This is a genomic window from Pseudoalteromonas sp. NZS100_1, from assembly GCF_015864285.1.
In the GTDB taxonomy this organism is placed as follows: domain Bacteria; phylum Pseudomonadota; class Gammaproteobacteria; order Enterobacterales; family Alteromonadaceae; genus Pseudoalteromonas; species Pseudoalteromonas arctica.
Window position 1 is genome coordinate 15,379 of sequence record NZ_JADYXN010000022.1, and the last position, 14,838, is coordinate 30,216.

A 14,838-nucleotide genomic window follows, 5' to 3' on the forward strand; every position below is an offset into this window, starting at 1 on the left:
GAATCAAAATAGGTACTGCGTTATTCTTAATGAGTAATATAATGCCAATAACTTTAGATACTCGTTATCAAGAACCTACGACATATTAAAAAATGGAATTTTATGTACCAATACTTATATTTAAAATGTTCACTTATAATGAGCAAGGCCACCAAAATTAGCTTTATTCCTTTCTCTAAAGTTGAAACTGATAATTTAAAAACTCTCTTATTTACTGCACGACTTTTTGTTTATATAGCTCTTGCATACTTTTTGAATGGGTTAGGTACTTTTGTATATGATGTTCATGAAGTTGTTAATTTATACAACTTTGAACAAACTTGGAGCGTAATATTTACAAACATTCATCAGACTCTACTATTGAAAAAATTATTATGGGAGATGTTATTTAGCGCTGCTATATTAGCGACTGGTGGTGTATTGGCCGCAATAGTTTCGTTCGGGTTTAAGTATGAAAGTAAAAGTGACTAACCTCAAGCCTTTGCTGTACTTTAAAACCTTATGCTATTGAAGCTGAAATGATTAACGCACTTAACTTTCCTCCTTTGACACATAGCGCTAATAATATAAAAATTCAGACAAAGTATTTTTAATAGGTAATTTATAAATGGATAGTGCATCAATAATTGCGTGGAGTGTTTTGTTTGGCGGCATAGGTATTGGCTACCTTACTTACGGGCGAAGAAAAAAAGCCGTAGTTCCACTTTGTATTGGTTTATCGTTATTGGTGTTTCCGTACTTTATGACCAGTGTTAGCATGCTACTGATTGTAGGCGCTATTTTAGTGGCCATTCCCTACTTTGTTAAAATTTAACATTGTTATTGCTATTGTGACGGCTAAATAAAATACACGCGAAAATAAAAAGCACCATGGTATTCAACTTTGGGAAAATACCGTGGCGCTTTTGGAAATCGTCGATATAGGAATCTACCTACAGTGTATTATTAGCAAGCTTAGTACCAACTTCATAAAATAATTAAAATTCAATAAAAACAATTAACTAAGATTCCTTCTTTATTCCTCAACTCCTCCCTCTGTTCCAGTTTTGTGCACACTTTCACGACTTTGCACCAAATTAATTGGCATTATTTAAGGTTGTTTCCTGCGTTCTATTAACCATTAAATTTTACTATTGATAAAATCAATATCAGTTATTGAAAACAACAATTTCATTAATAATACACTTAGCGCTAGAGTGAAGTTAAGCCAACAAACTAAGAGTAATTATTATGACAACAGCTTCTTTCACACGCCAAGACGGATTATTCATCGATGCTAACTTGCATCAATTCATTGAAGAGCAGTTATGCACTAAAGCTAACACCACTGAAACTTACCAAGCATTAGCTACTTTAGTGGATGAGTTTGGTTGTAAATGCCGTAAAACAAAACATCAACCAGATGATGTATTAGAAGTTGATACATTATTAAACGCATACCAACTTAAAAACCACCCGCTTTGCCATGTTGATGCGCAAACTACGGAAGCCGTTTTAGACGAATATTGCTGCCAGGTTCCTGCAATTATTGTTGTTGCGTTAATGGATACGCTTAGTGGTACGCAGTGCGATGAACCTGAAGCACATGAGATTTACCATCGTGCAGCGCAGTTAACCAACCGCCCTTGTATGCACAGAGTAAAAACTGCCTCAGCAGCTTAATAATGGATGTATTTAAAAGTGCTCGATAACCTTCTTTGCAAAGCCAGTGCAAGTTAAGGTTGTTGAGTTATCGCTCTGCTCTTGCGCTAAATCAAAGGTTACTTCACCGCTTTTAAATGTTTGCTCTAAGGCATTTTCGATGAGTAATGCAGCCTCTTCCCACCCCATAAATTTAAGCATTAATACTGCACTTAAAATACTGCTACTTGGGTTTGCTTTGTTTTGCCCTGCTATACGCTCAAACGTGCCATGTGTGGGCTCAAAAAATGCGACATCGTTATTTAAATTTGCAGCAGGCATTATGCCAACACCACCAACCTGCGCGCTGAGCATATCCGCTAAAAAGTCGCCGTTTTGGTTAGTAGTTACCACTACATCAAATTGCTCTGGATGCATTAAACATTGCTGCAGCATATTATCGGCTATAACTTCTTTAATAATTAAGGGCGCTTGATGTGCTCGCTCTATTTGCAGCCAACGGCCATTTTCGTGTGCAGTGGCATTAAACTCATTTTGTGCAAGTGCAAAGCCCCAACGTTTAAATGCCCCATCGGTAAATTTAAGTACATTGCCTTTGTGCACTAGCGTTAATGATTCACTATCGTTTTTAAGTGCATAGTTAATGGCATAGCGCATTAGTCGCTCAGAGCCTTCTTTAGATATATTTTTAATACCAATTCCGCACTCTTGTGTAAAACGAAGCCGAGTTACCCCCATTTCCTCACATAAAAAGTCGAGCATTTTTTCACTTTCTACACTGCCCGCTTGCCACTCAATACCTGAGTACACGTCTTCGCTGCTATCACGAAGTACTGTTATATTTGTTAAAAATGGATTTTTTAAAGGAGAAGGGAGCGCACTAAAACCTTTTATAGTGCGCATATTTACAAACAAATCCATTTCTTGCCTGAGTGCGACATTAAGCGATCTAAAACCACCACCCAGTGGTGTGGTTAACGGCCCTTTTATGGCGATTTTACAGGCACGTACCGCGTTAATTGTTTCTTGTGGAAACCAGTCACCGTCATACAGCTTTGCGGCCTGCTCGCCATTATAAACCTGCATCCAATGAATTTTCCGTGCACTTTTATAACAATGATCAATTGCACTATCAACAACATGGCGCATTACCGGCATAACATCTAGGCCCACGCCATCGCCATCAATAAAGGCAATTATAGGTTCTAACGGTATTTGCCAGTGTCCTTGTGCATCAATAGTGATATTTTGGCCGTGCTCAGGAACTTGAATATGCTGATACGTCATGGCTAAAACCTAACTTAAAATAACGATTAATTGATTAAACCATGCTTAGCTAGGAGTGTCTGTATTTGTACTTTTATAGTTGCTATCATTTTAAAAAATAAAGAATTAGGCGTGATTATTTATCCATTTAGTTGGTCTTGTATATTAGAATTTTCGTACCAGTTATTAATTACAGCGGAGCACTTTAATGAAATTATTTTTTGTACTGCTACTATCAATCAGCTCTTTTAACGTATTAGCCGTTGAGGTAGTCATACATAACCTTAGCTCGCTCTCAAGTAATGCTAAAAACACAGTGTCTACATGGGTTAATCAAAGTGTTGAAAAAACACAAAATACTCTGGGGCCTTTAAAACAAACCACATTGCCTATTTACTTAAAACCACAATACGTTGCTTTTGAGCCTGTACCTTGGGCTACAGTTAAGCGCAATAACCCCGATGGGCTTGAGCTACATATAGATCGCTACGCTAGTTTAAATGCATTCACTAAAGATTGGACGCTATACCATGAACTTTCGCATTTATATTTACCGCTGCTTCCTTACTCTGGCTTTTGGCTAAGTGAAGGTTTTGCCAGTTATATGCAAAACGTAATAATGCGTGACAGCGGTATAATTACCCAGCCGCAGTTTGTACAATGTTTAAATGCAGGATTTGATCGTGCCCGCCTGCAAGCCAAAACTAAAACACAGCCACTTAATGAGCTCTCTGCTGATATGTGGAAACAACAAGCCCAGCAACGTGTTTATTGGACAGGTGCGGCTTTTTTTGCACAGGCCGATTTGGAGCTACAAAAACAAGGTTTATCTGTCGCGGGTATAATAAAACAGTATCAAGTATGCTGTAGACCCGCTCGATCTAGTGCGAAAACCTTTATAAAAGAGTTAGATAAGCTATCCGGTAGTAGCGTTTTTACAACGCTGTATGCAAAATATAATACCCGCACCGATTTTCCTGATATTAGTAAAGAGCAGCTAAACACGCTTTAACGGCTGCTCAGTTTTATATAGTTACTATATTCAACAAGCCCTTGCGCATTAAAATTGGTTGAGTACTCGTTCATAAAACCATGCAAAAAATTGGTTTTATAGCACTTAACATCCGCTTTGGTGCTTAAAGCTTTAATAACTTCATCAACATTAAAGTGACTCTCACTTGCTGGAAATATGAACTCACAGGGTACTTTTGCACTTAAATTTAAGTTATGTCTAATTTGCGACGGATAAAAGCCAATTAACTTTTTAAGGTGTGTATTGCCTGTTAATAACTGTGCCCGCCATGCTGCACTTGCCCCTGCACTAAAAGCAATACACGTCGTTGGCAATTTTAAACTCTCAAAGCATTTTTGAAGTTTGTCGGTGTATTTATCATGGCCACACTGCTGTATAAAATTGTTGTAACTATCTTGTTCACTTTCAATGGCTTGATACTTGTTATTGTAAGGGTCAACAATAACTAAATTTGAACTAATTGCCTGTGATAACCTCCTTAAAGCAGGGGTTAAACCATAAATATCACTCACTATTAGGTAATTCATACTTATCCTTTGGTAACTAAAAACGGGCTTTGTAAGCAGTTGATAAGATTTATTATAAATATTTTTACAAAAATAGCTTGCACACAATTTATATATAAGTTACCTTCCCTCTCTGGTTTAAAGAAACCGCCGCGGTTAACCATTTACCCTGATCCAGTAAGCCCCGCAAAACGTATATTTGAAAGCTAAGTTATTGTACGGCGAGAACCCCTTGAATAATACCGAGATGATTTTTTACTATCATCGCAAAAGTGTCATAAAGATCGTCAACACTGTAATGAAGCTAAACACAACATCGTTAATTTATTAACTGCAATTTGCTATAAAAATATAGCGCAGAATAAATAACAAGAATAAAGTGAGTTTTATTATGTCTTATAAATATAATGGGTCTATGATCCAAATCGCACATCCAGTGCAATCAATTTCAGTAAACAAACATCGTGTAATCTTTAGTGATACACAAGGTTTAAAAAATGCATTGTTTCAAAAAGCGAGTGATGCACGCCAGTTTGTTAAGTGGCTAAAAGCTAACTAAGCAACACATAACTTTAATTGCCCTTTTATTATTGCAATTATTGATAAGATATTATGCCAGCCTCGTTGCTGGCATTTTACTTTTTAGCTCTTTATTGGTTACAATAGTTTTACAATAATAATTACTGGCAGCTGTTGTAATGCTCCGTATATTTTTAACTTTCTTACTTTTTTTCTGTCTGACCTCAATAGGCAATGCTAGAACCATAAACTGGCTAGCGCACGACTTTGCACCCTATTATATTTTAAATGGTCAATATCAACACCAAGGCCGTGACGAAAGCATAATTTATTTACTTGAAAAACAACTTCCTAATATTACCTTTAACCGCATGCTTATCCCCTCAGGTAAGGTAATCCAAGAGCTGTCTAATACTTCAAATAATGTTTGTGCGTTATCGCTTTATAAAAACGATGACAGAAAAGAGCATATTTATTTTACAGACGAAAGCTCAACAACGGGCCTCTCGCCTTCAATAGCAATGCACAAAAGGCTCGCCAAAGCGCTAAATATAGCGGAATCAAAAGAAGTATCACTATTAGATTTAATACAAGATAAAAAACTAACTCTTGGGATCTCTATGAGCCGCTCTTATGGCCAAGAGATAGATACATTGATAAACAGTACGCCTAATATAGATTTAGTAATTAGACCCACTCGCGATAGCCTAGCGAGCCTCACATATATGCTTAACCTAAAACGAATTGATATTTTGCTGGGTTACCCAAGCGAGCATTACTATTTAGCTAAATCAATGCACTTTGAAGAGAACTTAACGCAGCGTCCATTAACCGAATCACCTGCGTTAAGTTATGGTTTTATTGGCTGTACTAAAAACGAGCAAGGCGCAGAAAACATTGCTACTCTTAATAAGCAGCTTAAAGTTATTAAAAAAACGCAGGCTTATAATGATTTACTCATGCGCTGGTTGCCCGAGCATTTAAGGCCGCTATTACAGTCACGTATTAATAGCGCAAAATAAGCAAATTCGAAGTCGCTTAATTTGAGTTTCTGTTAAGCAAAAAAAACGCCACAGTAAGTGGCGTTTTTATATTTAATAATGCTATTACTGACGAACACCTTCTATTGATAAAATAATATCAACATGAGTAGATGCAGGTCCTAAGTTGTAATCAATACCGTAATCGGTAAGTTTAAGGCTGGTTTCGCCCTCAAAACCTACGCGGTAGCCGCCCCACGGATCTTTACCTTCGCCCACTTTATCTATTTCAAAGGTAATAGTGTTAGTTACGCCGTGCAGCGTAAACTCACCGGTTACATCAGCCTCTTCGCCGTCTTCATCAAATTTAATACTCGTGCTTTTAAATGTCGCTTTTGGGTATTTATCTACATTTAAAAAATCTTTACCATGTAAATGCTTATCGCGCTCTGCATGGTTAGAGTCAAGACTTGTGGTATCAATGTTTACCATAATTTTTGACGTATTAGGGTTTTTAGCATCGTAGCTAAATGTGCCGTCAAAAGTATTAAAACGACCATATAACCAGCTGTAACCTAAGTGTTTAATTTTAAAGTTAACAGATGCATGCCCGCCTTTTGTATCAATTACATAATCAGCTGCATTGGCGGCTGTTGCCGATAACATCATTGCAGCCGAAACGGCTGTGCTTACTAATAATTTTTTCATTTTAATCATCCTTTAATGGTTTGATCATTCTAATTAAGGTTTTATCTTTATCGATAAAGTGATGTTTTAACGCCCCTAGTGCATGCAATACTGCAAACCCGATTAATGTGCACGCGCCGTAATAATGTACTTTTCCTGCAATATCGGCTTGGTCATCAAAGGCAAAATCAAGCGCTGATACGTTAAATAAAGTAAATACTTCTATTGGACGCCCGTCTGCGGTTGATATTAAATACCCTGCAACAACAATAACAGCCAAAATAATATACATAGCAATATGCGCCGTATGCGCTAATTGGTTCATGCCTATACTCTCACCTAATGGTTTAGGTTGTGTAGATAAAGCACGCCATAAAATTCTAAATAAAAATACGGCCACAAGCGTAATACCAATACTCTTATGTAAATCGAGTGAACCTTTATACCAGCTATCGTAATAAGTAAGCTCAACCATATATAAACCTAAACCAAACAGGCCAAAAATAGTCAGCGCCATGAGCCAATGTAAAATAATGGCGACAAGTCCGTAAGATGAAGGTGTATTTTTAAACATGTGTAAGTTCCTATAATGCTATGACGTTACAATATAGTGCACAGCCGTAAATGAAAATAACATTTACAAACACTTTACGTGCGTATACGCACAGAACTTTGTTATTTAGCCTGAAATTTGAATAATAAATCTATCTTGAGCAGCTATTTTCAGCGCTAACTGCGCTGAAAATAAACTTAAATATCACCATGATTCAATACGTAGAAAGTCTCTTAACCAGAGTTCAGATTATTTAAAGTCAGTTGTGCAAAAATGGAGGATTAAACAGATAGTTTTATAGGGTGGATTGTTCGCTTAAGCTGACATAAATTAAGCTTTCAGGGTTTACTTGCAAACAGGTAACAAGCCCTTCTTTAATAAGCTCAAGCATGGCAATAAAACTAACTACTACACCACTTCGCCCTTCATCTGGGGTAAAAAGTGCATTAAATACAACCGCTGCCTTTGCTTGCGATAATTGCTGTAATATTTGACTCATTCTCTCTCGGGTTGAGAGTACTTCAGCAGTAATTTGATGATGCTCAAAGGTTTTTGCACGCGCCATTACATCACTCAGCGCCAGCATTAAGTCTTTAAGTTCAAGTTCGGGGAGGTTTTGACTTGTATCTTCACTTATTGGCATAGCGGCATGCGCTATAAAAATATCACGACCAACACGAGGGATATCGTCGAGGTTTTCGGCGGCTTGTTTAAACAGCTCATACTCTTGCAGGCGTTTAATAAGCTCAGCGCGAGGATCTTCTTCCTCTTCAAGCTCTTCGTGTACAGGTAATAATAAGCGCGACTTAATTTGCGCAAGTAACGCAGCCATTACTAAATATTCGCCAGCAAGTTCGAGTTGAAATTCTGTCATCATTTCTACATAACTTACGTACTGCTCTGTAATACTAAAAATAGAAAGTTCGAGTACATCAAGCTTATGCTTTTTAATTAAATAGAGCAGTAAATCGAGCGGGCCTTCAAAGGTTTCTAATATTATTTCGAGCGCGTCAGGTGGAATGTATAAATCTTCTGGTTTGTCTACAACCGCTTTACCATGCAAAAAAGCCAGTGGCAGCTTTTGCTGCACTGGCTTTTCACTATTTTTTGTATTCGCATTGCTTTCGCTCACTCGCTATTACTCAAACGGGCTTGTATCACCACAGCCAACACGCAAAATCTTGACTTCATCTTCCGACAAATCGATTACCGTGGTTGCTTGCTCGGCTAAGTGGCCACCGTGAATAATTAAATCAACGTGTTTATCTAATCGATCCAATATTTCATCAGGATCTGATTCTGTAAACTGCTCACCTGGTAAAATTAAAGAACACGACATTAACGGCTCACCAAGTTCGGCAAGTAACGCACAGGCTATTGGGTGTTCAATTACACGCATGCCAATGGTTTTTTTCTTGTCGTTTAATAAACGTTTAGGGACTTCTTTTGTGCCTTTAAAAATAAAGGTATAAGGCCCTGGCGTATTATTTTTAATGAGTCTAAATAGCTGGTTATCTACGCGTGCATAAGTAGATAACTCCGATAAATCACGGCAAACTAGCGTAAAATTATCGTTTTTTTCAATACCACGAATACGCTCTATGCGCTCTTTGGCTTGCTTATTACCAATGTTACAACCGATGGCGTAGCCCGAATCTGTTGGGTAAACAACAACGCCGCCTTGTTTAATAATATCAACGGCTTGACTAATTAGTCTCGGTTGCGGGTTATCAGGATGAATATGAAATAATTGACTCATGTTAATGCCCCTTCTCCTTCCCAAGCTTGCCAAACACCTTGGCAGTCTTTTGGTAGGTATAAATTTTTGCCAAGCTCTAAATAGCTTGTCGGAAAATGAAAATCAGACCCTTGCGAGCAAAGTAGTTCGTACTCACGGCTGAGTTCACCTAAAAATTGACGTTCGCTTGGCGCCTGTTGAGGTTGTGCAACTTCCATTGCGTCCCCTCCTACACTTTTAAATTCTACTAATAATTTGCGTAGCCACTTGTTTGACATTTGATAACTACTTGGATGCGCAAGTACAGCAACACCACCAGCGGCATGTATGGCCTCAATAGCGGTTTGCATGGTGCACCAGCAACTTGGTACGTAGCCTGTTTTGCCACGCCCTAAGTACTTTTTAAAAACACCCGGGAAATTTTTAGCAACACCGCGCTCAATAAGGGCGCGTGCAAAATGTGCACGCGTTATTTGTGCGTCTTTTGCCAGCTCTTTAGCTTGCTCGTAAATGCCATCAAAGCCATTTTTTGCAAGGCGAACACCAATCTCTAGTGCACGCTCTTCTCGCTTTTGCTGCTGAGCTGATAATAAAGAGGTAAGGTCAATATTATTAATATCAATATTTAAACCTACAATATGAATTTCGAAGCTTTCCCATTTAGTAGACACTTCGGTACCCGTTATTAATGAAAGCGGTAAGTTTTCGGTTTTAATAAATTGCTGCGCAGGCTTAATAGCCGCCACAGTGTCATGATCGGTAATAGCAAACACATCAATATTTTTATCAACAGCGCGATGCAATAATTCTTCAACCGTTAAACGCCCGTCTGAATGTGTGGTATGGCTATGTAAATCATATTTTATCAAAAGAAAACTGCTTAAAATTAAGGGTTACTAGTGTTTATGTAAGTATAACAACTTTTTTGACTAAATTGTTTTAAATAAACACTTGACACAAAAGCATAAGATACGTTTTACTGTAGCCACTTTCAGACACATTAAGAATTAACAATAATGATCAATTCAAACTTAAACACTATTTGGTGGTGGCACTCGTAATTATCGGGTGATGAATTGTCGTGTCTAACAAAAATTCAAAACCCGCAACTATGCGGGTTTTTTTATAACTAAATTTTACGAAACGTATACGTTAAAAATATTTAATAAATTTTGAGGCAGAAAAACATGAATAACGGTCTTACTCTTACACATCGTTGGTGGTGGCGCCTGATATAGCGGGACGGTAATGATCTGTTTGTAATTTAGATATCGTTATTCAAACCCCGCATTGCTAAAGCATTGCGGGGTTTAATTTTTTGAGGGAATGAGGTTTGATTTTTAGTCATATAACTACCACACCAGGCGAAGTAACAAGCATTACGCAAGTACGCGACTATATTAGTAGTCCACTTGCATTATACGCGGCACTTGATAAGCCTAACTCACTACTGCTTGAATCGGCTGAGATTGATTCTAAAGACAGTGTAAAAAGTTTAATTTTAGTCGACTGTGCCCTACGCATCGTATGCCAAGGTAAAACAGTTACTATTACTGCTCAATCTAATAATGGGCAACAACTACTTAGCTACTTGCAGGCAAATGTTAAAAGCTGTGATGCCACTTTAGACGGCGCAACGCTTACCCTGTGTTATTTAGACACAAGCGGCGATACTGACGAAGCAAGTAAACTAGTTGCAGATAATGCATTTAGCGCCCTTCGTACTTGTATTAACAGTATTAAAAGCACAACTAACAATCCATTTTCGTTGTTTTTAGGCGGTGTATTTGCCTACGATATGGTAGCAAACTTTGAGCAGTTAAGTGATGTACCAGATGGCGAAAATACCTGCCCAGATTACGTATTTTATTTAGCCGAAACCTTAGTTGTTATTGATCATCAAAAACAAACAACCGAACTCATTGGTAATGTATTTAACGGTCCAGACGTACATGCAAATTGCTTTGAAGTAGGCAAAGAGCTAGAGCGATTAAATACACTGTGCGATAACGCTTCAGAATTTAGTGCGGATATGCAAAGTGGCGAATGTGAGGTAAGCGTTGATATTGACGATGACACTTACTGCGAGCAAGTGGTTAAGCTTAAAAAGAATATTGTAGACGGTGATATTTTTCAGGTAGTGCCGTCGCGTACATTTTCACTACCTTGTCCTGATCCTCTGCACGCTTATAGCCAGCTTAAAAAGCAAAACCCAAGCCCGTATATGTTTTATATGCGCGATGAAGACTTTGCTTTATTTGGCGCATCGCCTGAATCAGCACTTAAATACACAGTGCAATCTCAGCAAGTTGAAGTATACCCGATTGCTGGCACCCGCCCACGTGGCAAATTTGCTAATGGGCAAATAAATCCAGACCTAGACAGCCGCATTGAGCTTGAACTTAGAAACGATCAAAAAGAGCGCGCCGAGCATTTAATGCTTGTCGATTTAGCCCGTAACGACGTAGCCCGCATTAGTGTTGCAGGTACTCGTTTTGCCAAAGAGCTATTAAAAGTAGACCGCTATTCACAAGTAATGCATTTAGTGTCACGCGTTGTAGGCACACTAAAACCCGAGCTTGACGCACTGCATGCTTACCAAGCGTGTATGAACATGGGCACGCTTGTTGGTGCACCAAAAGTGCGTGCTGCTGAGCTAGTTCGTCAAACAGAAGGCAAGCGCCGTGGCAGCTATGGCGGCGCAGTAGGTTACTTAACCGGTGATGGCGCAATGGATAGCTGTATTGTTATTCGCTCAGCTTTTGTTAAAAATAACAAAGCGTATGTGCAAGCAGGTGCCGGTGTGGTGTTTGACTCAGATCCTATTTCAGAAGCAAACGAAACTCGCGCTAAAGCACAAGCGGTTATCACCGCCATAAAATCTACGTATAAGGCGGTATAAAATGAGTAAAGCGAATCCTATTAAAATCTATTTTTTAGATAACTTTGACTCATTCACATATAACTTAGTTGATGAGCTAACGATGCTTGGCTGCGAACTCGTTGTTTACAGAAACAACATTAGCGCTGAGGTTATTTTTAACAAAATGCGCCAAGAGCAAGGCCAAGTACTATTAGTACTTTCGCCGGGTCCTGGAACACCAAGCGATGCAGGCTGTTTAATGGAGCTTATTGAGCTCTCTAAAGGCCACTTCCCAATGCTAGGCATTTGTTTGGGTCAACAAGCGTTAACACAAAGCTACGGCGGAGTAATCGGTCACGCGGGTGAAACCGTACATGGTAAGTCTTCAATTATTAATTTAGGCGAGCACCCTGTATTTGATGGTATGGGCAATACAATACCTGTGGCACGTTACCATTCATTAATGGCAACAAAAGTACCTGATAATATTGAGGTTATTGCCCAGTACGAAGATATCCCTATGGCTATTTATCATCATAGTGACAATGCATTGGGCTACCAGTTTCATCCAGAATCAATACTAACGCCAAACGGCGCAATGCTACTCCAGCAAAGTGTAGCTTACTTAACACGCACTAAATAAAAGAGGACATTATGAGTACACAACCAGAACAACCCATAAATGTTCAACACGCGATTGAGCAACTAATTACTGGGCAATCATTAAGCTACGCAGACGCCAAAGCACTTTTTGATGAAGTAATGCAAGGTAATATGAGTGAAATTGAGCTAACCGCCCTACTTATAAGCCTTAAAATTAAAGGCGAAGTAAGCGACGAGATTGCAGGCGCTGCAGCCTCAATGCGCGAAAACGCCGTTGCTTTTACTACCAGCAGTACGCAACTTGCCGATAGCTGTGGCACTGGTGGCGATGGCTCAAACACAATTAATATAAGTACAACGGCTGCAATTGTTGCCGCTGCTGCCGGTATTAACATGGTAAAACATGGTAATCGCAGTGTATCGAGTAATTCAGGCTCAGCCGATTTACTCAAAGCCCTGGGCATTAATATAGATATGAGCCCAGAGCAAGCAGCAAAATGTCTTGAGCAAACCAATTTTACCTTTTTGTTTGCACCGCACTATCACAGTGGCGTACGCCATGCGATGGGTGTACGAACATCGCTTAAAAAACGCACTATTTTCAATATTTTAGGCCCGCTTGCTAACCCTGCTGCACCTGAAGTGCAATTACTCGGCGTCTATAACGAAGCGTTGTGTATGCCAATGGCACAAACACTTAAAACCCTTGGCACAAAGCGCGCTATGATTGTTCACGGCTCGGGCACTGACGAAATAGCCCTACACGGCCCAACAACGGTAGTTGAGCTAAATAATGGCGAGATTACGCAGTACACACTAAACCCAAGCGACTTTGACCTTGCAAACTATTCACTTGAACAACTCGCTGGTGAAGGCCCACAATACAACGCAAATGCTAGCCTTGCCATCTTGCAAGGCAAAGGCACAGATGCACATAATGCTGCTATTGTGGTTAACGTAGCTGCCCTTTTATACCTAACAGGTAAAGCAGAAACGTTAAAAGAAGGGGCAAAACAAGTACAAACATTATTAAGTTCAGGGCAAGCCATGAACACACTAAGTGCAATTATTGAGGTAAGTAATGGCTAATGTATTAGACAAAATTGTTGCTGATAAAAAATTAGAGCTAATTGAGCGTAAAGCCGCACGCCCACTTGAAAGCTTTAAGCACCTTGCAGTGCCTACAAGCCGTAGCTTTTATAAAGCACTTGCAGCACCTGGCACTCAGTTTATTTTAGAGTGTAAAAAAGCATCGCCTTCAAAAGGGTTAATTAGAGACCCTTTTGATTTAACCGAAATCACATCGGTTTATAAAAAATATGCCACCTGCATGAGTGTGTTAACTGATGCTAAATATTTTCAAGGCAGTTTTGACTATCTTGAATTTGTGCGCAGCCAAGTAGAACAACCGCTTATCTGTAAAGACTTTTTTATAGACGAATACCAAGTGTACATGGCACGAATTTATGGCGGCGATGCTATATTACTGATGCTTTCGGTACTCGATGACGAAAGCTATAAAGCACTGCATGCTGTTGCCGATTCACTTAATATGTCGGTGTTAACAGAAGTAAGTAATGAAGAAGAAGTACACCGCGCACTTGCACTTGATGCACAAATTATTGGTATTAATAACCGCGATTTACGCGATTTAAGCACCGACTTAGCCACTACTGAAAAACTACGAAAGCTTATTCCGGCTGATAAAGTGGTTATTTCGGAATCGGGTATTTACACCCATCAAGACGTAAAACGTTTAGCTCCATTATGCGATGGCTTTTTAATTGGCAGCTCACTTATGGGCGAGCGTGATTTAGAGCAAGCATGTCGCCGTGTTATTTTAGGCGACAATAAAGTATGTGGTTTAACACGTAGCCAAGATGCACAAGCGGCATATCAAAACGGTGCTGTTTATGGTGGTTTAATTTTTCATCCTAAATCGCCTCGCTATGTCGATTTAGATTGTGCAAGAGAGCTGAGCCAAAGCGCACCACTTAACTTTGTTGGTGTATTTGTAGATGCTCCCATTGAGCAAGTTGCTCAATACGCAAGTGTGCTAAAATTAGCGGCAGTTCAATTACATGGCCAAGAAAGTGACGATTACATTGCTGAGTTGCGTACACAGTTACCAACTAATTGCGAAATTTGGAAAGCCCAAGCAATAAAAAATGCATTGCCAACGCCTGTAAATGGGGTTGATCGACACCTTTACGATACGCACAGTGATACACAAGCTGGCGGTACTGGTAAAGCATTTGATTGGTCGGTGCTTAGCGGCGCAACTACACCATTTATGCTCGCTGGAGGCTTAAATCCAGACAATATTAAAGATGCGCTTTTTAAAGGTGCCTTAGGCCTTGACTTAAACTCAGGCGTTGAAGAATCTGCGGGTAAAAAGTGCCCTAACAAATTACATAATGCTTTCACAAGCATCAGAAATTATTGAGGT

At 39.2% G+C, this 14,838-nt stretch carries 17 protein-coding genes; 10 read left to right on the top strand and 7 right to left on the bottom strand.

What is annotated here, in order from left to right; genetic code table 11:
- Positions 1-102 precede the first annotated feature (102 nt).
- The 3 genes from I6F66_RS14465 to I6F66_RS14475 all read left to right on the top strand — a co-directional run bounded on the left by I6F66_RS14465 (position 103) and on the right by I6F66_RS14475 (position 1,662).
- Complete coding sequence (locus tag I6F66_RS14465) at positions 103-471, top strand: hypothetical protein (protein ID WP_197209399.1); 369 nt, start codon at positions 103-105, stop codon at positions 469-471.
- 136 nt (positions 472-607) lie between these two features.
- Positions 608-814 carry a hypothetical protein gene (locus I6F66_RS14470; protein WP_007582523.1) on the top strand — a complete coding sequence of 69 codons (207 nt, stop codon included), beginning with the start codon at positions 608-610 and terminating at the stop codon, positions 812-814.
- A gap of 416 nt (positions 815-1,230) precedes the next feature.
- Positions 1,231-1,662 carry a hypothetical protein gene (locus I6F66_RS14475; protein ID WP_197209400.1) on the top strand — a complete coding sequence of 144 codons (432 nt, stop codon included), beginning with the start codon at positions 1,231-1,233 and terminating at the stop codon, positions 1,660-1,662.
- A 12-nt stretch (positions 1,663-1,674) separates the two neighbouring features.
- Here the strand turns inward: I6F66_RS14475 and icd are convergent, their stop codons facing one another.
- A complete protein-coding gene (icd, locus tag I6F66_RS14480) occupies positions 1,675-2,928 on the bottom strand; it encodes an NADP-dependent isocitrate dehydrogenase (protein WP_197209401.1) in 1,254 nt (417 codons plus the stop codon).
- A gap of 187 nt (positions 2,929-3,115) precedes the next feature.
- On the opposite strand from icd, the gene I6F66_RS14485 reads away from it, so the two are divergent.
- Entirely contained in the window at positions 3,116-3,919 is an 804-nt protein-coding gene (locus I6F66_RS14485; RefSeq protein ID WP_197209402.1) for a hypothetical protein, read from the top strand.
- On the opposite strand, the gene I6F66_RS14490 is transcribed toward I6F66_RS14485, so the two are convergent.
- Entirely contained in the window at positions 3,916-4,467 is a 552-nt protein-coding gene (locus tag I6F66_RS14490) for a hypothetical protein (RefSeq protein WP_165727372.1), read from the bottom strand. The two genes, I6F66_RS14485 and I6F66_RS14490, sit on opposite strands and share 4 nt — an antisense overlap.
- Positions 4,468-4,837: 370 nt before the next feature.
- On the opposite strand from I6F66_RS14490, the gene I6F66_RS14495 reads away from it, so the two are divergent.
- Together I6F66_RS14495 and I6F66_RS14500 are read left to right on the top strand one after the other, a co-directional pair.
- Complete coding sequence (locus tag I6F66_RS14495; protein WP_002961566.1) at positions 4,838-5,005, top strand: hypothetical protein; 168 nt, start codon at positions 4,838-4,840, stop codon at positions 5,003-5,005.
- Between the two features lie 139 nt (positions 5,006-5,144).
- Positions 5,145-5,987, top strand: coding sequence for a transporter substrate-binding domain-containing protein (locus I6F66_RS14500; RefSeq protein ID WP_197209403.1), 843 nt, complete (start codon positions 5,145-5,147; stop codon positions 5,985-5,987).
- Positions 5,988-6,071: 84 nt separating this feature from the next.
- Here I6F66_RS14500 and I6F66_RS14505 read toward each other — a convergent pair whose 3' ends face one another.
- From I6F66_RS14505 to I6F66_RS14525, 5 genes are all read right to left on the bottom strand, one after another.
- Complete coding sequence (locus I6F66_RS14505; protein ID WP_165741701.1) at positions 6,072-6,653, bottom strand: YceI family protein; 582 nt, start codon at positions 6,651-6,653, stop codon at positions 6,072-6,074.
- 1 nt (position 6,654) lies between these two features.
- Positions 6,655-7,206: a cytochrome b gene (locus I6F66_RS14510; protein ID WP_165727370.1), complete on the bottom strand. Its 552-nt coding sequence runs from the start codon at positions 7,204-7,206 to the stop codon at positions 6,655-6,657.
- Positions 7,207-7,480: 274 nt separating this feature from the next.
- On the bottom strand, positions 7,481-8,317 hold the full coding sequence (locus tag I6F66_RS14515) for a ScpA family protein (RefSeq protein WP_165727369.1): 837 nt from the start codon (positions 8,315-8,317) through the stop codon (positions 7,481-7,483).
- 6 nt (positions 8,318-8,323) lie between these two features.
- A complete protein-coding gene (locus I6F66_RS14520) occupies positions 8,324-8,944 on the bottom strand; it encodes an L-threonylcarbamoyladenylate synthase (protein ID WP_165727368.1) in 621 nt (206 codons plus the stop codon).
- Positions 8,941-9,792 carry a PHP domain-containing protein gene (locus I6F66_RS14525; RefSeq protein WP_165727367.1) on the bottom strand — a complete coding sequence of 284 codons (852 nt, stop codon included), beginning with the start codon at positions 9,790-9,792 and terminating at the stop codon, positions 8,941-8,943. Before I6F66_RS14525 ends, I6F66_RS14520 begins: the two co-directional genes overlap by 4 nt.
- Before the next feature lie 464 nt (positions 9,793-10,256).
- On the opposite strand from I6F66_RS14525, the gene I6F66_RS14530 reads away from it, so the two are divergent.
- From I6F66_RS14530 to trpCF, 4 genes are read left to right on the top strand one after another with little or no spacing between them, the layout of a single operon-like run.
- On the top strand, positions 10,257-11,825 hold the full coding sequence (locus I6F66_RS14530; RefSeq protein WP_165727366.1) for an anthranilate synthase component 1: 1,569 nt from the start codon (positions 10,257-10,259) through the stop codon (positions 11,823-11,825).
- A 1-nt stretch (position 11,826) separates the two neighbouring features.
- Positions 11,827-12,429, top strand: coding sequence for an aminodeoxychorismate/anthranilate synthase component II (locus I6F66_RS14535; RefSeq protein ID WP_165727365.1), 603 nt, complete (start codon positions 11,827-11,829; stop codon positions 12,427-12,429).
- An 11-nt stretch (positions 12,430-12,440) separates the two neighbouring features.
- The gene (gene trpD / locus I6F66_RS14540; protein ID WP_197209404.1) at positions 12,441-13,478 is read left to right on the top strand and encodes an anthranilate phosphoribosyltransferase; all 1,038 of its coding nucleotides are present in this window, start codon (positions 12,441-12,443) and stop codon (positions 13,476-13,478) included.
- A complete protein-coding gene (gene trpCF / locus I6F66_RS14545; protein ID WP_197209405.1) occupies positions 13,471-14,835 on the top strand; it encodes a bifunctional indole-3-glycerol-phosphate synthase TrpC/phosphoribosylanthranilate isomerase TrpF in 1,365 nt (454 codons plus the stop codon). Before trpD ends, trpCF begins: the two co-directional genes overlap by 8 nt.
- The last annotated feature ends 3 nt before the right edge of the window (positions 14,836-14,838 follow it).

Coding starts and splice junctions, on each gene's coding strand:
- I6F66_RS14465 (WP_197209399.1), top strand. CDS start 103: ATGTACCAATACTTATATTTAAAATGTTCACTTATAATGAGCAAGGCC.
- I6F66_RS14470 (WP_007582523.1), top strand. CDS start 608: ATGGATAGTGCATCAATAATTGCGTGGAGTGTTTTGTTTGGCGGCATA.
- I6F66_RS14475 (WP_197209400.1), top strand. CDS start 1,231: ATGACAACAGCTTCTTTCACACGCCAAGACGGATTATTCATCGATGCT.
- icd (WP_197209401.1), bottom strand. CDS start 2,928: ATGACGTATCAGCATATTCAAGTTCCTGAGCACGGCCAAAATATCACT.
- I6F66_RS14485 (WP_197209402.1), top strand. CDS start 3,116: ATGAAATTATTTTTTGTACTGCTACTATCAATCAGCTCTTTTAACGTA.
- I6F66_RS14490 (WP_165727372.1), bottom strand. CDS start 4,467: ATGAATTACCTAATAGTGAGTGATATTTATGGTTTAACCCCTGCTTTA.
- I6F66_RS14495 (WP_002961566.1), top strand. CDS start 4,838: ATGTCTTATAAATATAATGGGTCTATGATCCAAATCGCACATCCAGTG.
- I6F66_RS14500 (WP_197209403.1), top strand. CDS start 5,145: ATGCTCCGTATATTTTTAACTTTCTTACTTTTTTTCTGTCTGACCTCA.
- I6F66_RS14505 (WP_165741701.1), bottom strand. CDS start 6,653: ATGAAAAAATTATTAGTAAGCACAGCCGTTTCGGCTGCAATGATGTTA.
- I6F66_RS14510 (WP_165727370.1), bottom strand. CDS start 7,206: ATGTTTAAAAATACACCTTCATCTTACGGACTTGTCGCCATTATTTTA.
- I6F66_RS14520 (WP_165727368.1), bottom strand. CDS start 8,944: ATGAGTCAATTATTTCATATTCATCCTGATAACCCGCAACCGAGACTA.
- I6F66_RS14535 (WP_165727365.1), top strand. CDS start 11,827: ATGAGTAAAGCGAATCCTATTAAAATCTATTTTTTAGATAACTTTGAC.
- trpD (WP_197209404.1), top strand. CDS start 12,441: ATGAGTACACAACCAGAACAACCCATAAATGTTCAACACGCGATTGAG.
- trpCF (WP_197209405.1), top strand. CDS start 13,471: ATGGCTAATGTATTAGACAAAATTGTTGCTGATAAAAAATTAGAGCTA.